The 18,703-nt window shown below is 69.9% G+C and carries 17 protein-coding genes and 1 tRNA gene; 12 read left to right on the top strand and 6 right to left on the bottom strand.

What is annotated here, in order from left to right:
- Positions 1-39 precede the first annotated feature (39 nt).
- Entirely contained in the window at positions 40-1,482 is a 1,443-nt protein-coding gene (locus LTL01_RS11240; RefSeq protein ID WP_236968639.1) for an ABC transporter ATP-binding protein, read from the bottom strand.
- A gap of 198 nt (positions 1,483-1,680) precedes the next feature.
- On the opposite strand from LTL01_RS11240, the gene LTL01_RS11235 reads away from it, so the two are divergent.
- Positions 1,681-2,373 carry a phosphocholine cytidylyltransferase family protein gene (locus LTL01_RS11235; RefSeq protein WP_053548413.1) on the top strand — a complete coding sequence of 231 codons (693 nt, stop codon included), beginning with the start codon at positions 1,681-1,683 and terminating at the stop codon, positions 2,371-2,373.
- 114 nt (positions 2,374-2,487) lie between these two features.
- Entirely contained in the window at positions 2,488-3,891 is a 1,404-nt protein-coding gene (locus LTL01_RS11230) for a maltokinase N-terminal cap-like domain-containing protein (RefSeq protein WP_236968638.1), read from the top strand.
- A 9-nt stretch (positions 3,892-3,900) separates the two neighbouring features.
- Here the strand turns inward: LTL01_RS11230 and LTL01_RS11225 are convergent, their stop codons facing one another.
- The gene (locus LTL01_RS11225) at positions 3,901-5,190 is read right to left on the bottom strand and encodes a CDP-glycerol glycerophosphotransferase family protein (protein ID WP_236968637.1); all 1,290 of its coding nucleotides are present in this window, start codon (positions 5,188-5,190) and stop codon (positions 3,901-3,903) included.
- Positions 5,191-5,322: 132 nt separating this feature from the next.
- Here LTL01_RS11225 and LTL01_RS11220 point away from each other — a divergent pair, with 132 nt between their 5' ends.
- Positions 5,323-6,348: a glycosyltransferase family 2 protein gene (locus LTL01_RS11220; protein ID WP_231718025.1), complete on the top strand. Its 1,026-nt coding sequence runs from the start codon at positions 5,323-5,325 to the stop codon at positions 6,346-6,348.
- A gap of 2 nt (positions 6,349-6,350) precedes the next feature.
- On the opposite strand, the gene LTL01_RS11215 is transcribed toward LTL01_RS11220, so the two are convergent.
- From LTL01_RS11215 to LTL01_RS11205, 3 genes are read right to left on the bottom strand one after another with little or no spacing between them, the layout of a single operon-like run.
- The gene (locus LTL01_RS11215) at positions 6,351-7,802 is read right to left on the bottom strand and encodes a CDP-glycerol glycerophosphotransferase family protein (protein WP_053548417.1); all 1,452 of its coding nucleotides are present in this window, start codon (positions 7,800-7,802) and stop codon (positions 6,351-6,353) included.
- Positions 7,799-9,067, bottom strand: a complete 1,269-nt coding sequence (locus LTL01_RS11210) for a CDP-glycerol glycerophosphotransferase family protein (protein WP_236968635.1) — start codon at positions 9,065-9,067, stop codon at positions 7,799-7,801. Before LTL01_RS11210 ends, LTL01_RS11215 begins: the two co-directional genes overlap by 4 nt.
- A 37-nt stretch (positions 9,068-9,104) precedes the next feature.
- A complete protein-coding gene (locus tag LTL01_RS11205; protein ID WP_236968634.1) occupies positions 9,105-10,553 on the bottom strand; it encodes a S1C family serine protease in 1,449 nt (482 codons plus the stop codon).
- Between the two features lie 114 nt (positions 10,554-10,667).
- On the opposite strand from LTL01_RS11205, the gene LTL01_RS11200 reads away from it, so the two are divergent.
- The gene (locus LTL01_RS11200; RefSeq protein WP_236968633.1) at positions 10,668-11,885 is read left to right on the top strand and encodes an aminotransferase class I/II-fold pyridoxal phosphate-dependent enzyme; all 1,218 of its coding nucleotides are present in this window, start codon (positions 10,668-10,670) and stop codon (positions 11,883-11,885) included.
- On the opposite strand, the gene LTL01_RS11195 is transcribed toward LTL01_RS11200, so the two are convergent.
- Entirely contained in the window at positions 11,869-12,687 is an 819-nt protein-coding gene (locus LTL01_RS11195; RefSeq protein ID WP_236968632.1) for a carbon-nitrogen hydrolase family protein, read from the bottom strand. The two genes, LTL01_RS11200 and LTL01_RS11195, sit on opposite strands and share 17 nt — an antisense overlap.
- 112 nt (positions 12,688-12,799) lie before the next feature.
- On the opposite strand from LTL01_RS11195, the gene LTL01_RS11190 reads away from it, so the two are divergent.
- The 8 genes from LTL01_RS11190 (at position 12,800) to LTL01_RS11155 (ending at position 18,652) form a co-directional block, all read left to right on the top strand.
- A tRNA-Met gene (locus LTL01_RS11190) sits at positions 12,800-12,873 on the top strand.
- Positions 12,874-13,031: 158 nt separating this feature from the next.
- A complete protein-coding gene (gene idi, locus LTL01_RS11185) occupies positions 13,032-13,580 on the top strand; it encodes an isopentenyl-diphosphate Delta-isomerase (RefSeq protein ID WP_053548421.1) in 549 nt (182 codons plus the stop codon).
- A complete protein-coding gene (locus LTL01_RS11180) occupies positions 13,577-14,629 on the top strand; it encodes a polyprenyl synthetase family protein (RefSeq protein ID WP_236968631.1) in 1,053 nt (350 codons plus the stop codon). Before idi ends, LTL01_RS11180 begins: the two co-directional genes overlap by 4 nt.
- Positions 14,626-15,504 carry a phytoene/squalene synthase family protein gene (locus LTL01_RS11175; RefSeq protein WP_156305225.1) on the top strand — a complete coding sequence of 293 codons (879 nt, stop codon included), beginning with the start codon at positions 14,626-14,628 and terminating at the stop codon, positions 15,502-15,504. Before LTL01_RS11180 ends, LTL01_RS11175 begins: the two co-directional genes overlap by 4 nt.
- Positions 15,501-17,093 (top strand): phytoene desaturase family protein, encoded by a 1,593-nt coding sequence (gene crtI, locus LTL01_RS11170; RefSeq protein ID WP_236968630.1) that lies wholly within the window; start codon positions 15,501-15,503, stop codon positions 17,091-17,093. The genes LTL01_RS11175 and crtI overlap by 4 nt, the downstream gene beginning before the upstream one ends.
- A 1-nt stretch (position 17,094) precedes the next feature.
- Positions 17,095-17,454, top strand: a complete 360-nt coding sequence (locus LTL01_RS11165; RefSeq protein ID WP_236968629.1) for a lycopene cyclase domain-containing protein — start codon at positions 17,095-17,097, stop codon at positions 17,452-17,454.
- A complete protein-coding gene (locus LTL01_RS11160; protein WP_053548425.1) occupies positions 17,451-17,765 on the top strand; it encodes a lycopene cyclase domain-containing protein in 315 nt (104 codons plus the stop codon). Before LTL01_RS11165 ends, LTL01_RS11160 begins: the two co-directional genes overlap by 4 nt.
- Entirely contained in the window at positions 17,762-18,652 is an 891-nt protein-coding gene (locus tag LTL01_RS11155; protein WP_236968628.1) for a prenyltransferase, read from the top strand. The genes LTL01_RS11160 and LTL01_RS11155 overlap by 4 nt, the downstream gene beginning before the upstream one ends.
- Positions 18,653-18,703: the final 51 nt, after the last annotated feature.

Below are 18,703 nucleotides of genomic sequence, written 5' to 3'. Positions count from 1 at the left end.
AGGCATCGCCGCGCAGGCTCCCGAGGAGCAGGGCAGCTCTCAGCCGGAGAATGTATGCAGCCACTCGAGCCCTTCCACGTCGCTCAGGCCGCCGGCCAGCTCGACGAACCGCTGCTCGAGGGTGAGTTCCCCGCGCACCTCTTCGATCGACCCCTCGGCGAGCACCTGGCCCGCGACGATCACGGCGACGCGGGAGCAGACCCGCTCCACGAGATCCATCCCGTGACTGGAGAGGATGACGGTGCCGCCGTGCGCCACATAGGTCGAGAGGATGTCGAGGATGACGGCGCTGGAGACGGGGTCCACGGCTTCGAAAGGCTCATCGAGCACGAGGAGCCTCGGGGAGTGGATCATCGCTCCCGCGAGCATCACCTTCTTCGCCATGCCGGCCGAGTAGTCGGAGACGACGCGACCGAGGGCCTCGGTGAGGTCGAACGCGCGCGCGAGATCCGCTGTGCGGCTCTCGACCACGGCCGGGCGCAGACCCCGCAGCACGCCGTAGTAGTAGAGGAGCTGTCGGCCGGTGAGGCGGTCGAACGTGCGCAGCCGATCCGGGAGCACCCCCATCATCTGCTTCGCGGCATGCGGATCCGCCGCGAAGTCGACGCCGCCCACGCGGATCGACCCCCGGTCCGGAGAGAGCAGTCCCGCGATCATCGACAGGGTCGTCGTCTTGCCGGCCCCATTGGGACCGACGATTCCGTAGAAGCTTCCCGCCTGCACGGTGAGGTCGATGCCATCGACGGCTCGCGTGCTGCCGAAGGACTTCACGACGCTGCGCAGGACGAGGACGTCGTCGTCGCCTTCGGCCGCCGTCAGCGGGGCTGCGATGTCGACGAAGGCGAGAGCCTGCTGGCCGGCTGGCTCGGTCGCGAGCGGTCCCGGGTCGGTTTCGTCACCGGCGACGGTGCCGTCGCGGTCGAGCTTCGTCGGCTCGTCCGCGATCTCCGGCAGCGCTTCCACGACATCGCCCGCGACGGTGCGCTCCTCGGAGTCGTCGACGTCAAGGCCGTCGGCGCCGAGGTCCTCCCCGGCCGGCTCATCAGGATCGACATTGTCGGCGTCGACATCATCGACATCGACATCGACATCGACGGAATCAGCCCCTTCGACACCTGCGTCTCCATCGACATCGGCAGCGACGTCGTCGGGGTCGACCCCCTCCGTGTCGGCCTCGGCGCCGGCATCGATCGGGCCCGCCTCGTCGACGCCCTCGGGCGTGTCGTCGACGAGCTCCGGCTCGATCGGATCGTCCGTCTCATCGGTCGCCGCATCGACGAGAGCCTCACCCCGGTCACGCGGCGTCGGCAGGGGCGGGCGCGGAGGGATGACGAGGTCGGACGTCGCGACGCTCGGAAGGGGAGGAAGCGGCGGCCGCGGCGGAATCTCCACCGCGCGCGGCAGGTGCACGACGGGCGCGACTCGGCCTCCGTCCGGCTGATCCGGATCGGCGTCACGGGGCACCGGGAGAGAGGGAGTCACCCCTCCAAAGTAGCAAGGCGGGCCGACACCCCGGAGACGGCGTCGAAGAGTGTCGGCAAACCCTCGGATTGTCACGAATCCACAACGGAGAGCGGACATTCTGTCCGTTCCCAGGTGTCATCGCTACCATTGCCCCGGCACGAGGAGGTGTCTCACCGATGAATCTCCGGTGAATCCCACTCTCTTTAGGAGAAGACCGTGACTCTTCAGACCGTCATCCTCGCCGCCGGCATGGGCTCGCGCCTCGGGCGGAGCCTTCCCAAGCCGCTGACCGAGCTCAGCGACGGCCGTACGATCATGCGCCAGCAGCACGACAACATCTTCGCCGCGTTCGGCGACGACGCGAAGATCACGACTGTCGTGGGCTACCGCGCCGAGACGATTGTGGAGGCCTTCCCGGCCGCCGACTACGTCTACAACGAGCGGTACGACCAGACCAACACGTCCAAGAGTCTCCTCCGTGCGCTGGCGGCCACCGGGAAGGCCGGAGTGCTCTGGATGAACGGTGACGTCGTCTTCGACCCGCGGATACTCGGCCGTGCGATCGCCCTCATCGAGCGCGACCAGTCGTTCGTCACGGTGAACACCGCGAAGGTGTCCGACGAAGAGGTCAAGTACACCGTCGATGCAGCCGGCCACATCGACGAGCTCTCCAAGACCGTGTCGAACGGGATCGGCGAAGCGGTCGGCATCAACTACGTCTCCGCGCGCGACAAGAAGGCCTTCATGCGCCAGCTCGCGCGCGTCGGCGACCAGGACTACTTCGAGCGTGGCCTGGAGCTGGCGATCCGGGAAGACGGCCTGCGGCTCGCGCCGATGGACATCTCCGACCTCTACGCCGTGGAGGTCGACTTCGCCGAAGACCTCGAACGGGCGAATCTCTACGTCTGACTCCTCCTCGACGGTCCGCGCATTGCGCAGGTCACCTTAGCCCGTGCATGGCCACTGCGCCAGGGCCTCCTCACGGCTCGACACGTGGGCCGCGCCCCGCCTACGCTCGCGGGTATGGACAGCACGCTCGCATGTCTGACGGCCTGGATGCCGCGCCAACGCTGGTACGCGACCAAAGGGCGGTCGCCGCGCCTGCGGATGGTGTCGTGGTGGGACTTCGAGCCGGCTGGGCCGACGGAATCCGTCTCTGATGCGGACCAGGTCCTCTTCGTCCGAACCTACCTCGTCGCAGACGACGCTTCCGACCCCGCCGTCCTGTACCAGGTGCCGGTCGTCGCGCGCGCGGCCCCGCAGGTCGCGGCGGACGATCCGCATGAGATCGGCAGGCCCGATCCGGACCTGATCCTGCGGGACGGTCCCTACGACGACGCCTACGCGCAGGTGCTCCTCTCCCTCGTCACCCGCGGAGGGACCGCGATCGGGCCGGGGTCCCAAGCCACAGGCCATCCTGCCGCCGCACACGATGAACGTCAGCGCACGAACCGGGTGATGACCGGCGAGCAGTCGAACACCTCCCTTGTGTTCGAGGGGCCCGAGGCCATGCCCGTCATCTGCAAGATCTATCGACAGCTGCATCCGGGGCACAATCCCGATATCGAGCTCGCCGGAGCTCTCGCGGCCGGCGGCTCACCTCACGTCCCCGCGGCCGTGGGATGGATCGAGGGCAGCTGGCCGAGCCCCGGTGACACCGAGAGCGTCGTCCGCGGGTCGCTCGCCTCCGCCCAGGAGTTCCTCCCCGGCGTCCAGGACGCTTGGCGCGTCGCTCTGAACGCCGCCGCCTCCGGCGCGGACTTCCGCGCCGCGGCCGAAGAGCTCGGCATCGCGACGGCCGATGTGCACGTCGCGCTCGCGCGATTGTTCCCGCAGCAGGAATGCACCCCCGCCCAGCGCGACGCCGTCGCGGCCGCCTGGAACCGCCGCCTGTCCATCGCGCTCGACGAGGTGCCTGCGCTCTCGCCATGGCGCTCGGACATCGAGGCCGTGTACGCGACGGCGTTGAGGCTGCCGTGGCCCGCGTTGCAGAGGATCCACGGCGATTATCATCTGGGCCAGGTCCTCCGGGTACCGGGCCGCGGCTGGGTGCTCCTGGATTTCGAGGGAGAGCCGCTACGGCCGATGGACGAGCGCACCCTTCCGGATCTCGCTCTGCGAGATGTCGCCGGCATGCTGAGGTCGTTCGATTACGTCGCGGGCTCCGTCGAACTCGAGCGTCCCGACCAGGCCTTCGCCGTCCGGGACTGGGCCCGCACGGCGCGCGAGTCTTTCCTGCGGGGATACGCCGCCGCATCCTTCGTGGACCTGACGACAGTGGCGGCCCTGCTGACGGCGTTGGAGATGGACAAGGCCGTCTACGAGGCGATCTACGAGGTACGCAACAGGCCGGCGTGGACGGAGATCCCGCTCGGGGCCGTCGAGCGGCTCATCGCCGGCGTCTCCTCCCCGTCCGATCGCGGGTGAGGTGCGGGGTCAGGTCTCTGCGCCGTCCTCGAGCTCAGCCTCGTCCTCGTCGCCGTCCGTCGCGCTCGACGCATCAGCGGACGCCGCATACCAGCGTTCCCATTCGGTCATGAGGAAACCGATCGCGGCGTGGAAACGGCGCGTGGACGAGCCCGGCGCGGTGTCGCCGAAGTAGTGGTGCACCCAGTGCGCGAGCTTCGCGACGGCTGCCGGGTCGGTCCGCACACGGTCGATGTCCCCGACGAAGTCGGCGGACCGCGACGCATCGAGCCATTCGCAGTCCGAAAGATACCCGTGCGTGTCGACGACCGCCTCGGGGTCGACCGGGCGCGTGATGAGCAGCGGCTTGTCCGCCGCCAGGCGGTCGTAGACCATCGCCGACACATCCACGACCGCGACATCCGCCGAGGAGAGCTGCCAGCCCAGCTCGGGCCCGTCGTCGTACACGTGCTGAGCGCGCGCATCCGCGGCGTTGGCGGCGGCGATCGCCGCGACGATCCGCTGGTGCGCACGGCCGTAGGCGGGCGAAACCACGCCGGACCGCGGATGCGGGCGGTACACGACGCGATGGCGTCCGGTCGCCAGAAGCGCAGACACGAGGGACTCGCCGTGGCTGAGGATCGATCCGTAGTGCGCGGAAGGACGATCCCCCTCCCACGTGGGCGCGTAGAGGACCACGATGCGATCGTCGGGCGTGTAGGGCAACACCCCGGAGTAATGATCCGCCTGGGGACGACCGATCTCGATCGTCCGTGTGGTGACGTCGTAATCCCAGAGGACGCGGGACAGCCGATCGCGCGCGGCTTGGCCGGCTACCAGGGCGTAGTCGTAGGCCTTGTACTGGTTCGTCGTCATGTACATCTTGTCGGACTCGCCGTGGTTGATGAAGACGTGCCAGCGGCGGCCGTAGCGGAACATCTGGAAGTTCCGCGTGTTCTGGTTCACGTAGAGGACGACGCGGATCTCCTGGGTCGCGAGGAAGCGCTCGACGTCGCGCACGGTCGGGACGAAGGCCACCGGCGGCGCGTCCTCCGCCATCAGCGCCCGCGCACCCGTCGCCGACCGGCTCAGCACCACGACCGGCCAGGTGCGGGCGAGCTCGGCGAGCGGTTTGTACCACTGCCGCATCTGGTACATGTTCACATCGCCGTCGGCGAAGTACACCGCAACCCGGAAATGGGATCGTGGATGCCCACCCAGACGAGCCGCTTCACGCCGGACGTGGACGGCCGCCGATCGGTTGTCCAGCGCCTTGCGCACGAGCGCGACGGTCTTCTTGACGTCTGAGAGCACACCCACGCTTCGAGCCTACCGACCGTGCCGAACCGCAGCCGCCGGCATGCGCGTGACATGATCGGACGCGTGCAGCGCGAATCCGACGGCCGACGCGATGCTCCAGTGGTCCGCGCGGACGCGGGGGTCTCGTACGTCATGCCCGTGCTGAACGAGCGCGGCTATCTGCGCCGTGCGGTCGAGTCCGTTCTCGCGCAGGAGACCGGCGGGCCGATCGAGCTGATCCTCGCCCTCGGTCCGTCCACCGACGGGACGACGGAACTCGCTCGGGAACTCGCAGCGGCTGACCCGCGGATCGTGCTCGTGGCCAACCCGGCCGCCGACATCCCCGTGGGCCTGAACCTCGCCATCCGCACGGGCCGCTACCCGACGATCATCCGCGTCGACGCGCACTCGGAACTCGCGGACGGCTACGCCCTGCGCGCGCTGGAGACGTTGGCACGGGTCCGCGCCGCAAACGTCGGCGGCGTCATGCGGGCCGAAGGGCGGACCCCGTTCCAGCGAGCGGTCGCACGCGCCTACAATTCCCCGTTCGGCCTGGGCGGCGGCGCCTACCACGGGGGAACCGTCGAGGGCGAGGCCGAGTCCGCGTACCTCGGGGTTCTCCGACGATCTGTTCTGGAGGAGGTCGGCGGCTTCGATGAGTCGATCCGTCGGGGCGAGGACTGGGAGCTGAACCTCCGGATCCGTCGAGCGGGATACCGGGTGTGGTTCGACCCTGATCTCTCGGTGACGTATTGGCCGCGCGAGAGCTGGTCCCGCCTCGCACGCCAGTTCGTGGCCACCGGACGCTGGCGTGGCGAACTGGTGCGACGGTTCGGGCGGGGGAACTCGGTGCGGTTCTTCGCTCCCCCGCTCCTGGTGCTGAATCTGGTCCTGGCGCTCCTCGTCGGCGTCGCCCAGGCCGCGGGACTGGTCACCGGGACCGTCGGCCTGATCGCCTCCCTCGTCTACCTTCCGATCGCGGCCTACATCGTGCTGATCGTCGCGGTCGCGCTCGGCCGCGGCGGCGGTACCGGCTGGCGGGACCGGCTATGGACAGCAGCGGTCCTTCCGACGATGCACCTCGCATGGGGCGCCGGCTTCCTCGTCGGGGTCCTCCGCGGCGCCGACGACACCGTCGACACGTCACGTCTCGGACAGCGGAACACACCGCTGCCCTGAGGTCAGCGCTCGACGAATCCCTGGTCGAGGATGCGCGCGACCACGCGCTCCGCCGCCATGCCGTCGTCGCGGGAGTTGAAGCGCGCGCGCCATCGCTCGTAGCGCTCGGCGAACTCCCCCGGATCGCCGTGGCGGATGGCCTCAACGAGTTCGGACGCGGATCCGAGCAGAGGACCGGGCGCGTGCCGGGCCAGATCGAAGTAGAAGCCGCGGAGCTCGCCGCGGTAGTGCTCGATGTCGGGCACCAGGAAGTACATGGGGCGCCCGGTGACGGAGAAGTCGAACATCACGGACGAGTAGTCGGTGATGAGGGCATCCGCGGCCAGAAGCAGCTGGGCGGTGTCCGGAAAGCCCGTGACGTCGATCACCCGGGGCCCCTCGACGTCCCTCCCGGGCAGCAGCGTGCGGGAGTGCCCGCGCACCAGCACGACGGCGTCCGTCTCGCGGGCGAACGCGGCCGGGTCGAGGAAGTCGACCATCTCGGAGCGGTCGTCCCTCCAGGTGGGGGCGTAGAGCAGGACGCGCTCTTCATCGCCGATCCCCAGCATGCGACGGATGCCGGTGCCGTCGCCGGTGACGAGCACGTCGTTGCGCGGATAGCCCTCGACCCAGATCGGGCGGCGGAGGAAGGCATAGGCCTTGCGGAGGATCCGCTCCGCGTAGGCGTTCTGCGCGAGGAGGACGTTCCAGCGCAACGATTCGCGAGCCACGGCGAGCATCCGCCGCGGGTCGAAGCCGGGTCGGTGCAGGGCGAGGCGCTTCAGCGGGGTTCCGTGCCAGGTCTGAAGCACGCGCTGCCCCGGGCGTCGGGCGAATCGGCGTCGCAGCCAATCGTTGACGACGAGCAGTCGCGCGGCGCCTCGGGCTCGCCACCATTCGGGGCTCCCCTCCACGACCGCGACCGCGCCGTCGGGAACCACGACCGAGTGGTCGACGACGCTCCAGTAGCGGACGACGTGCGGGGCCACCCCTGCCAGCTCACGATCGATGGCGAGCGGATTGCACCCGGCGTTGCGTCCGTAGAAGCTCTCGAAGAAGACCGCGTTCTCGAGGGGCGTCGTGCGCGTCGCATAGCGCCGCTCCAACGCCGCCTGGCCCTCGCCCGAATCATAGGCGGGGTCGAGGGGCGGCCCCACGTGCACGACACCGTCGCGGAGCTCGGCGCGCAGGAGGGCGCCGGTGGCCAGGGGAACGTCGTCGACGGGCGAGGGAGAGTCGGCCTCGGACGAAGGAACGACGACCACCGCGTACTCGCCGGTGGGCAGCGGGAGCTCGGGCCCACCCCACTTCGACGCACGGAGCGGAAAAACCGCCCTCCAGGTCTTCCCTCGTCCCGTGAGCGTCGCCGACACGCGCGCGCGCGGCCCGACGAGTTCCGCGCGCGCGGGCCTCGCGCCGGTTCCGGAAAGGACGAGCGTCAGCTCGCCCTCGGTGTCGAAGCGGGCCTGCGTCATCGATCTCCCTCTGTCGCGCGCCCGCGGCGCGCCATCACGGCACGGTACACCCTCTCGGCGTTGCGCCCGTCGCGATGCCGGTGGACGCGGTCGCTCAGACGCCGGCTGCGCGCGACACGACGCTCCGACTCCCCTGTCGCGGGATCGAGCACCGCGTCGAGGACGGGCAGAACCTGATGCCAGGAACGCGCGATGTCGCTTCCCGCCACATCCTCGTACCGGCCGTAGAAGCCCCGGCGTTCGGCGTACTCCTCCACGTCGGGCGCGAGGAAGACGACGGGAAGCGGCACGAGCGCGGCGTCGTACACCAGCGATGAGTAGTCGGTGATGAGGGCGTCGATCCCCGGAAGCAACGGCGTGATGTCCGGGACCACCGCCGACGGGACGGCACGGACGCGGGTCGTCGGTGCCGGCGGAGCGTACTCCCCGGAGCCCAAGGGATGAGACCTGACGAGAAGGACGGCATCCCGCCGTTCGAGCACGTCGAGGATCGCGTGCCAATCGGCCGGGCCGGGCACCGCCGGGTCCGGCGCGCCGTCCCGCCACGTGGGGGCGTACAGCACGACCGCGGACGGGGATCCCTCCGCACCGGCGGCCCGGAGGATCGCTTCGCGCGCCGCGGCGCGGCGTGTCGGCGCGTCGCCGGTGCTCAGAACGTCCACACGGGGCTCACCGGTCTCCACGACGACGTGGTCCCGCACTCCGAACGCGGAGACCAATCGCCCGCGGACGAGCCCGGAGGCGGCGGGCATCACATCGATCCGGGAGGCAGCCGCGCGGTACATCAGCGCGAGCAGTTGCCGCGAGAGCCGACGCGAGGCTCCGTGGTCCAGCCACCGCGGAGGGCGGAGGGTCTCGGGCGAATCCAGACCGATGCGCTTGAGGGGGATGCCGTGCCACAGCTGGACGACGAACGCACCTGAGACGGCGTAGCGGTGCACGTCGCCGAACCCGTGCGTGATCACGACGACGCCCGCGCGGGCGGTCGCCCACAGCCCGGCGACGGAGGACTTCCTCACCGCCCTCACCCCCAGCCGCGCAGCGTCGCGTGCCTGCGTGTCGTCATCGACCAGCCACAGCGCCGGATGCCGCGGTGCCACCTGCTGCCACAGCGCCAGCGCGCCTTCTCCGACGCCGGTCGCGCACCCGAACACCCACATGTCGTGACGCCGGGGAACGAGGGCGGTCAGGAGCCGTCCCGCCGCATAGAGGGGAAGAGCGACGATCTTGCGCGCGTTGCCCGAACCGAAGGAGAACGCCGCCACCCCGCGAGCCTATCGCGGGGTGGCGGCGCCGTGCGGGTCAGCCTCCGAGCGTGCCCAGGGTCACGTCGACCTGCTCGGTCGCATCGCCCCGGACGTAGGTCACCGTCGCCGTGCTGCCGGCGGCGGCGGCGCGCACCTGCGCGGTGAGATCGGTGGCGTTGGAGATCGGTACGCCGTTGAACGCCGTCACGATGTCGCCCTGGCGAAGGCCTGCCGCCTCGGCGGCGCCACCGGCGACGGCCTCCTGGATGTAGGCGCCGGTGATCTGCGAGCCCTCGACGGATGCCGCGGAGCGGACGTTGGCACCGAGCAGACCGTGCGTCGCCGCGCCGGTGTCGATGATCTCCTCGGCGATGCGTTGGACGATGTCAGACGGGATGGCGAAGCCGACCCCGATCGAGCCCGCCTGCCCGGATGATCCGCCGGCCGAGGCGATGGCGACGTTGATGCCGATCAGGCGCCCCTCGCTGTCCACCAGCGCGCCGCCGGAGTTCCCGGGGTTGATCGCGGCGTCGGTCTGGATCACCGCGATCGAGATCGTCTCGCCCGAACCGGGCGTCGTGCGTCCCTGGCCGAAGTCGAAGTAGAAGGGCGCGTCCCCTTCGCCCTGCTGCTCGCCGTCCTCCGCATCGGGCGTCTCGGGCGCCGCCGCCGACGCGATCGCGATGGACCGGTTCAGCGCACTGACGATTCCGGTGGTGACGGTGTTGGAGAGCCCGAGCGGCGCGCCCACGGCCGCCGTGGTGTCGCCGACGTTGAGATCGGCCGACGAGGCGAACTCGATCGGCGTCAGATCCGCTGCTCCGTCGAGCTTGATCACGGCGAGATCGTAGGTGGGGTCGGTGCCGACGATCTCGGCATCGAAGACCTGGCCGTCCGAGGTCGTGGCACGGATGGAGGCATCCGCGCTGGCACCGTCGAGCGTGACGACGTGCGTGTTGGTGACCACGTATCCGTCGGCGCTCAGGATGACACCGGAACCGGAGCCGCTGCCATTGGTCCCGCTCGCCGAGATCGTCACGACACTCGGCAGTGTGCGAGCGGCGATCCCCGTCGCCTCGGTGACGCTGTCGGTGTCGTTCACCGTCACCGACACCGGCCCGGATGCCGGCGCGGACGCCGACGTCGAGAAGAGGTTCACGCCCGCGTAGGCGCCTCCGAGGCCCGCGGCGCCACCGACGACCGCCGCGGCCACGAGGAGCCCGACCACGGCGCCCGCGGAGGTCCGACGCGGAGCGGGTGCCGGCGCCGGAGCCGCGGTCGCGGCGAAGTCCATCGGGATGGTCGCCGCGGGTCCGGTCGGGGTCGCCGCGCCCGAGGCGTGCGGCGGAACGGCGCCGGGCAGGACGTATCCCTGCGGGGGCGCGTAGCCGGTCTGCGGCGGCAGCGGAGGACGCGGCGGCACCGCGGGGTTCGTGATGCCCTCGGTCGCGGACGTCGGGTCCGTGGGGCGGTCGATGGGCTCTGCGTCCTGCGGATCGTTCATGGGTGCTCCTTCTTCCTGGCGTGATCCACTGTCGTCGCCGATCCTGTGGATTGCTTATGCCGGGAGTGGGACCGGACTATGCGAACATCGTGAGCACGTCGAAAGGATGCGGCTGTGCACGAAGTGACCGGGGGCTGGCGACGCGTCGCCGCGGGAGCAGGACTCCTGGGGACCGACGGAACGGTGCATCCCACCATCTTCGCCGAGATGAGCGCACTCGCGGGCCGAACCGGCGCCATCAACCTGGGGCAGGGCTTCCCGGATGAGGACGGTCCGGGCGTGGTCCTGGAGGCGGCGCGCCGAGCCATCTCGGACGGCGGCAATCAGTATCCGCCGGGACGCGGCATCCTCGATCTCCGGGTATCGATCGCCGAGCATCACCGGCGCTTCTACGAGTGGGAGGTGGACCCGGAACGCGAGGTGCTCGTCACCGCCGGGGCCACCGAGGCGCTCACGGCCACCTTGCTCGCGCTCGTCGACGGCCCCGACGACGAGGTGGTCGTCTTCGAGCCGTTCTACGACTCGTACGCCGCCGCCGCGGCGATGGCCGGAGCGCGCCTCGTCCCGGTGCCTCTGGTGGCGCCGTCCTTCCAGCCCGACCTCCAGGTGCTCCGGGACGCCGTCACGGACCGCACTCGGATCATCCTGGTCAACGACCCCCACAACCCCACCGGAACGGTGTTCACCGCGGAGGTGCGGGCGGAGGTGCTCCGCCTCGCCGAACGGCACGACGCGGTGGTCGTGACCGACGAGGTCTACGAGCACCTCGTGTTCGAGGGACCGCACGTACCCCTCGCCACGATGCCCGGTGCGCGCGAGCGGACGGTGTCGATCTCCTCCGCGGGCAAGACCTTCTCCGTGACGGGGTGGAAGATCGGATGGGTCACCGCGTCCCCCGAACTCATCGACGCGATCCTCGCCGTCAAACAGTTCCTCACCTACGTCAACGGCAGCCCGTTCCAGCCTGCGATCGCCGCCGGCCTCCGACTCCCGCAGGCCTTCTTCGACGGACTCGCCGCGGCGATGCACGCGAAGGCACGACTTCTCGGTGAGGGGCTGCGCGCAGCGGGCTTCACGGTGACACCACCCGCGGGGTCCTACTTCACCGTGGCGGATGCCGAAGGCCTGGGCGTGCGCGATGCCGCCGCGTTCTGCCGGACGCTGCCCGAACGCGCCGGAGTGGTGGCCATCCCGCTCACCGCCTTCGTCACCCCCGCACACCGCGATCGCTACGCCACGATGCTGCGGTTCGCGGCATGCAAGCGGGTCGACGTCCTCCGCGAAGCGTCCGGACGCCTCGCCGCACTCGGACGCGTCAGTTCCGCGGGCTGACGGTGTAGCGCCGCAGCGACAGCACCGGGTTGATCCGCCGCACGCGCTCCAGCTGCGCGCGTTCGAGGTCCGACACCGCGATGCCGGTACCCGTCCCGATGGACGCGCGGACGACGCCCTGCGGATCGACGATCGCGGAGTTGCCCACTCCGAGCGGCGGCGGGTGGTCCGCCGCCGCCACGAAGACCGTGTTCTCGATCGCCCTCGCTTGGAGCAGGGTCTGCCAATGGAGCTCCTTCAGCGGTCCGCGCACCCACTCAGCCGGAATCGCGAAGACGTCGACGCCGGCGTCCGCCAGCACCCGACCGACCTCGGGGAATCGCAGGTCGTAGCAGGTCATCAGGCCGAACCGGAGTCCGCGGACCTCGAAGGTCTGCACTCCGCCCGCCTCACCGGGCTCCACCCAGTCCGATTCCCGCTGGCCGAAGGCGTCGTAGAGGTGCACCTTCCGGTAGACCGCCTTCACCCCTGCCCCGTCGACGGCCACCACCGTGTTGCGCACCAGGCCGGGATCCGAGGCCTCTTCGAGCAATCCGGCGACGATCGTGATGCCGAGCGCAGCGGCGTGGCGACACAGAGCACGGACGAACGGTCCGTCCAGGGACTGCGCATGCGTGGCGAGGTTCGCGTCGAACGGATCGATGAAGAAGCTGGAGTACTCCGGGAAGACCACGACGTCGGCGCCGAGCCCGCTCGCCCGGGCAGCGAGCGCCGCGATCTCGGCGAGGTTGACCTCCTCGTCGGACGCCGGAGCGAACTGTGCGACGGCGATCCGCACGTCGTCGTGGTCCTCGGTACCCATGGTCGTCTCCCGCCCTCGCGTGCTCCTCCACCTTGCCACGACCGGTCCCGCACCCGAAGGGGGGCCGCGATTCGCGTCGGTTCGGAAGCCGTGATAGTGTTTCTTCTTGTGCCGCGGGGTGGAGCAGTTCGGTAGCTCGCTGGGCTCATAACCCAGAGGTCGCAGGTTCAAATCCTGTCCCCGCAACAAAAGGAAGAGGGCGTCTCGGAAGAGGCGCCCTTTTCGTTTCCGCTTTTGCCTCCCGGGCGCCCCACGGTGCGGCAGGATGGACACTCCCGTGCACCGCTTGTATCATCGGGCACAGCAGATCGCTAGATAAACTAGCGAAATACCTGGAGTGTGTGATGACAGCTGGCGACGATGTGGTGCTCCTCGACGACGAGGGGACGATGATCGGCACCGCGCCGAAGAGCAGCGTGCACGATCTCGACACCGCGTTGCACCTCGCCTTCTCGTGTCATGTCGTGAACGAGCGAGGGGATGTCCTCGTCACGCGTCGCGCGCTGAGCAAGGTCGCGTGGCCGGGCGTGTGGACCAACTCGTTCTGCGGTCATCCGCGCCCGGGTGAGGACATCTCCGCCGCCGTGCACCGCCGAGCTGCGGACGAGCTCGGGATGCGGGTGGAGGACGTCCGCGTGACGTTGCCCGACTTCCGGTACCGCGCCGTGGACGCCAGCGGGATCGTCGAGAACGAGATCTGCCCCGTGTACACCGCCCGTGCGGCATCCGAGCCGGTCCCCCACCCCGATGAGGTCATGGAGATCCGCTGGGTCGAGCCCGAGCGTCTCGCCGACGCCGTGCGTGCGACGCCGTGGGCATTCAGCCCCTGGCTGGTCCTGCAGGCCGCGCAGCTTCCGCTGCTCACCGACGCTCCCCGGTCGCGCCGGTCATGATCGCGCTGTCCCCGCATCCGCAGATCGACGACACGATCCATGAGGCGCTCGCGCGGATGCGATGTCGACGTGGTGCGCTCGGCGAGGCTTTCGACGCATTGATCGACGCCTCCGACCGCGCGGCCCGCGGCGGCAAGCGCTTCCGTCCCGCGCTCGTCGTCGCCGCCTTCGAGAGCCTCGGCGGCGACCTGGGTGCCGCTCCCGGCGTGTTCCCGGTCGCCGCCGCCTTCGAACTGCTCCATACGGCATTCGTCGTCCACGACGACGTGATCGATCACGACACCGTCCGTCGCGGCATCCCCAACGTCGCCGGGGAGTTCCGCCGGCGTGCCGAGGAGCAGGGAGCGGATGCCGCGGGTGCCGCCCTCCTCGGGGACGCGGCGGCCATCCTCGCCGGCGACCTCCTGCTGCATGAGGCCTTTCGGCTCATCGCCCTCGCACCGGTGGATCTGACCGCCCGCGTGCGACTGATGGAGCTCCTCGACGAGGCCATGTACGTCTCCGCGGCCGGCGAGCTGGCGGACGTGGAGAACAGTGTCGTCGACGATGCCCCGCACCACGCCGTCCTCGACGCGGCGTACAACAAGACCGCCGTCTACTCGTTCAGCGCTCCGCTCTGCGCGGGCGCCGCGCTGGCCGGGGCGTCCCCGGAGGTCACCGGACTCCTCGAGCGCGCGGGCGGTCAGCTCGGTCTCGCATTCCAGTTCGTAGACGACCTCATCGGCGCTTTCGGCACCGAAGATCAGGCAGGACGTGCGAGCGGGGGCGACCTGCGCGAGGGCAAACGGACACCGCTGGTCTCGCTCGCCCGCGAGAGTGCGACCTGGGCTCAGGTCAACGACGCGATCGCCGTCGCACACACCGGTCCCATCGCCGTGCAAGAGGCGCAGCGGATCCTCGAGGCCAGTGGAGCCCGGGCGCAGATGCGCGCACTCGTCGACGGCGCGCTCGCCGAGGTGCGCGGAGTGTCCGCCGATCCCGCACTGCCGGCGTCCGCGGGGTCCCTCCTGCGCGCGCTCGCCGACGGGGTCGAAAGTCGCATCCCATGACCGAGGAGACCGAGGGCATCACGGGGCTGGCCCTCTACGACAAGACCGCGCGCGACGCCGCGGACATCGTGATCGCGCGGTACTCGACATCCTTCGCACTCGCGTGCCGCCTGCTCGGGCCCCGCCCCCGCACGCACGTCCGGACCATCTACGCGCTTGTGCGCGTGGCCGACGAGATCGTCGACGGCCCGGCCGTCGCCGCCGGCCTCTCGGTGCCGGAAGCCGAAGCGATGCTGGACGAACTCGAGGCCGAGACCTACCGGGCGATCGCACAGGGCTTCAGCGCGAATCTCGTCGTCCACGCCTTCGCCCTCACCGCCCGCGAGTGCGGCATCGGGGAAGACCTCGTGGCCCCTTTCTTCGCCTCCATGAGGACGGACCTGTCCACCTCGACCCATGACGACGCCTCGCACGATGACTACGTGTACGGGTCCGCGGAGGTGGTGGGCCTGATGTGCCTGCAGGTCTTCGTCAACGCCGGGGAGCCTCGCCCCCGCCCCGCCGACGCCCGACTGGTCGACGGTGCCCGACGTCTCGGAGCGGCGTTCCAAGACGTCAACTTCCTCCGGGACCTCGATCATGACGCATTCGCGCTCGGTCGTGACTACCTCGGGATAGGCTCAGGAACTGTGAGCCGCGACGCCGTTCTGGACCGTATCGATGCGGACCTCGCCGCGGCCGCGGCCACCGTCCCCCACCTTCCCAAGGACTGTCGTCGCGCCGTCACGGCGGCGCACGATCTGTTCTCGGAACTGTCCCGCCGACTGCGCGCAGCCGAGCCGGGCTCAGGTCGCGTGCGGGTGCCGGACCCGGTCAAAGCCCGCTTGGCGGCCCGCGCCTGGCTGGGGTTCTCGCCACGGAAGGTTCTCTCATGAGCGACTCTGCTTCCTCTTCGCGCACGGCCATCGTCATCGGCGGGGGCATCGCGGGTCTGGCCACCTCCGCGCTCCTGGCGGAGGAAGGATGGTCCGTCCGACTCCTCGAAGCACGCGATGATCTGGGGGGGCGCGCCGGGTCGTGGGATCAGGACGGATTCCGCTTCGACACCGGGCCGAGCTGGTATCTCATGCCGGAGGTCTTCGACCACTTCTTCCGCCTGCTCGGAACCAGCGCCGACGCCGAGCTCGATCTCGTCCGCCTCGACCCCGCCTACAGGGTCTACTCCGACCCGGCGACGGGGCGACAGCCGCTGGACGTGCGCACCGGGCGAGACCTCGCCACCGAGCTGTTCGAGAGTGTCGAACCGGGGGCGGGCGCGCGCCTCGCGGACTACCTCGACTCGGCCGAGGATGCCTACGACCTCGCGGTGTCCCGCTTCCTCTACGACACCTACGAGACCACCGCGGGACTGCGCGATCCCGCGATCCTCCGCCGCATCCCGACCCTGGCGCCTCTGCTCACGCGTTCCCTGGCCTCTCACGTGGATCGGAAGTTCACCGATCCCCGGCTGCGCCAGATTCTCGAATACCCGGCGGTGTTCCTCGGCGGATCCCCCTACGGCGTCCCGAGCCTGTACCACCTCATGAGCCACCTCGATCTGGATGACGGGGTGCTGTACCCCCGCGGTGGGTTCGTCGAGGTGATCAAGGCGATCCAGCGCCTCGCCGCAGCGCGGGGTGTCGACATCGTCACCGGCGCAGAGGTCGTCGAGATCGTCACGGGAGCACCCGATCGCGGGTCACGGGCGCGGGCACGCGCAACCGGCGTCCGCACCCTGGACGGCACACTGCTCGAAGCCGACCTCGTGGTGTCCACCGCGGACCTGCACCACACCGAGACCTCGCTCCTCCCCGCTGAGCTGCAGACCTATCCGCAGTCGTGGTGGGACACGAAGACCCCCAGTCCGGGTGCTCTCCTGCTCCTGCTCGGCGTTGAGGGCGAGCTCCCCCAGCTCGCCCACCACACGCTCCTGTTCGCCGATGATTGGCGGACCAACTTCGAGGACATCTTCGGCGACCGCCCCCGCATCCCCGACCCCGCTTCCCTCTACATCTGCCGGCCGAGCGCGACAGACGCCGACGTCGCACCGGCCGGTTCGGAGAACCTCTTCGTCCTGGTACCGGTGCCCGCCGACCCCGGATCCGGACACGGCGGAATCGACGGGGACGGGGACCCCCGCACCGAGGCGGCCGCTGACCGCATCATCGAGCAGATCTCGCAGTGGTGCGGCATCCCCGATCTGAAGGACCGCATCATCGTGCGGCGGACGATCTCTCCCGCGGACTTCGCGACCGACCTGCACTCGTGGCGCGGCAACTCCCTCGGTCTGGCGCACACCCTCGGCCAGAGTGCGATGTTCCGTCCGCGAAACACCTCGCGCAGAGTGGACGCGCTCGCCTACGCGGGAACGTCGGCGCTGCCGGGCATCGGACTCCCGATGTGCCTCATCTCCGCCGAGCTCGTCGTGAAACGGCTTCGCGGCGACCGCACCCCCGGTCCCATCCCGGAGCCCGCGAGAGTCTGACATGCCGGGGCTCTACCTCGCCGCGCTCCTCTTCTCCCTGGCCGGCGTGGCGCTCACCGACGCGCGCCTCAAGCTCGCCGCGTGGCGAGATCCGCGCCGGACGATCATCGCCGTCATCCTCGGCACCGTGTTCTTCCTGATCTGGGACGCCGTCGGAATCGCCACGGGCGTCTTCGTCAAGGGAGACAGTCCGCTCCTGCTCGGGATCGACCTCGCTCCCCACCTCCCGCTGGAGGAACCGGTCTTCCTCATCTTCCTGTCCTACCTCGCCCTCGTCCTCCACGGAGCGGCGATGCGTCTGCGTGCCCTCCGCGCGGGGCGCCGCCCCGTGAGCGGTCAGGGGGGAGAATCGGCGGTATGACCTATCCGCTGATCGTCGTCCCCTTCGTGGTGGTCACGGTACTCGTCACGCTCGCCACACGGCGACGCCCTCGCTTCCGAGAGCGTATGGTCGCCTCCGGTTGGGCAGCCGGAGGACTTCTGATCCTCACGGCGATCTTCGACAACCTCATGATCGCCGCCGACCTTTTCGCCTACCCTCCGGAGCACCTCAGCGGGCTGCGGATCGGCCTCGCTCCCATCGAGGACTTCTCCTACCCGCTGTGCGCGGCCTTCCTGATCCCCGCCGTGTTCGAGCTGCTCTCCCCCCGTCTCCCCCAGGAAGCGTCATGACCGCCCTCCCGCTGCGACCGGCCGCGGTCTCCCGGCAGCTCTTCGTCTCGTCCCGCCCCGTCAGCTGGGTCAACACCGCGTTCCCCTTCGCGGCCGCGTATCTGCTGACGACCCGACAGATCGATCTGACGCTGATCCTCGGAATCCTGTTCTTCCTCGTGCCGTACAACCTCGCCATGTACGGGATCAACGACGTCTTCGATTACGAGTCCGACCTCCGGAACCCCCGCAAGGGGGGCGCCCACGGCGCGATCCTCGACCGTCGACTGCACCCCGTCACGCTCTGGGCGGCGGGTCTGTCATGTCTCCCCTTCGTCGTCTATCTGGTGATCGTCGGGTCGCCCACCTCGTGGTTGGTCCTTGCCGCGAGCCTCTTCTTCGTCGTCTTCTACAGCGCACCGCCCCTGCGATTGAAGGAGCGGCCGTTCGCGGATTCGGTGACGAGCAGCATCCACTTCTTCTCCCCCGCCGTGTACGGGCTCGTGCTGGCCGGTGCGACGTGGACGTGGCAACTCGGACTCGTGGTGGCGTCCTTCGCGCTCTGGGGGGTCGCATCGCACGCCTTCGGCGCGGTCCAGGATGTCGTCGCGGACCGCGAGGCGGGGATCGCGTCCATCGCCACTGTCCGCGGAGCACGCTTCACCGTCCGCTTCGCACTGGCGTGCTACACGCTCTCGGGTCTCGCGATGCTCGCCACCGCGTGGCCCGGCCCACTCGCCGCGATCCTCGCCGTGCCCTACCTCCTGACGGTGTGGCCGTACCGCAGGATCACCGATGCCGGCGCGGCGGACGCGACGCGAGGATGGGATCGATTCCTGTGGCTCAACCAGATCACGGGCTTCGGCGTCACGCTCCTCCTCATCTGGTACGCGATCCTCACCCGCTGACCTGCCCTCACCGCACGACGAAGAGGGGCGGACCGGGAATGACCCGCTCCG

It is taken from the genome of Microbacterium aurantiacum (assembly GCF_021654035.1).
Classification (GTDB): Bacteria; Actinomycetota; Actinomycetes; order Actinomycetales; family Microbacteriaceae; genus Microbacterium; species Microbacterium aurantiacum.
This window is presented reverse-complemented; position numbering and strand designations above follow the sequence as displayed.

What these genes read in the sequence shown, in the direction of transcription:
- LTL01_RS11180 (WP_236968631.1), top strand. Translation starts at nt 13,577, where the DNA reads ATGATCGCGCTGTCCCCGCATCCGCAGATCGACGACACGATCCATGAG.
- LTL01_RS11205 (WP_236968634.1), bottom strand. Translation starts at nt 10,553, where the DNA reads ATGAACGATCCGCAGGACGCAGAGCCCATCGACCGCCCCACGGACCCG.
- LTL01_RS11230 (WP_236968638.1), top strand. Translation starts at nt 2,488, where the DNA reads ATGGACAGCACGCTCGCATGTCTGACGGCCTGGATGCCGCGCCAACGC.
- LTL01_RS11160 (WP_053548425.1), top strand. Translation starts at nt 17,451, where the DNA reads ATGACCTATCCGCTGATCGTCGTCCCCTTCGTGGTGGTCACGGTACTC.
- LTL01_RS11165 (WP_236968629.1), top strand. Translation starts at nt 17,095, where the DNA reads ATGCCGGGGCTCTACCTCGCCGCGCTCCTCTTCTCCCTGGCCGGCGTG.
- LTL01_RS11195 (WP_236968632.1), bottom strand. Translation starts at nt 12,687, where the DNA reads ATGGGTACCGAGGACCACGACGACGTGCGGATCGCCGTCGCACAGTTC.
- LTL01_RS11220 (WP_231718025.1), top strand. Translation starts at nt 5,323, where the DNA reads ATGCCCGTGCTGAACGAGCGCGGCTATCTGCGCCGTGCGGTCGAGTCC.
- LTL01_RS11155 (WP_236968628.1), top strand. Translation starts at nt 17,762, where the DNA reads ATGACCGCCCTCCCGCTGCGACCGGCCGCGGTCTCCCGGCAGCTCTTC.
- idi (WP_053548421.1), top strand. Translation starts at nt 13,032, where the DNA reads ATGACAGCTGGCGACGATGTGGTGCTCCTCGACGACGAGGGGACGATG.
- crtI (WP_236968630.1), top strand. Translation starts at nt 15,501, where the DNA reads ATGAGCGACTCTGCTTCCTCTTCGCGCACGGCCATCGTCATCGGCGGG.
- LTL01_RS11215 (WP_053548417.1), bottom strand. Translation starts at nt 7,802, where the DNA reads ATGACGCAGGCCCGCTTCGACACCGAGGGCGAGCTGACGCTCGTCCTT.
- LTL01_RS11175 (WP_156305225.1), top strand. Translation starts at nt 14,626, where the DNA reads ATGACCGAGGAGACCGAGGGCATCACGGGGCTGGCCCTCTACGACAAG.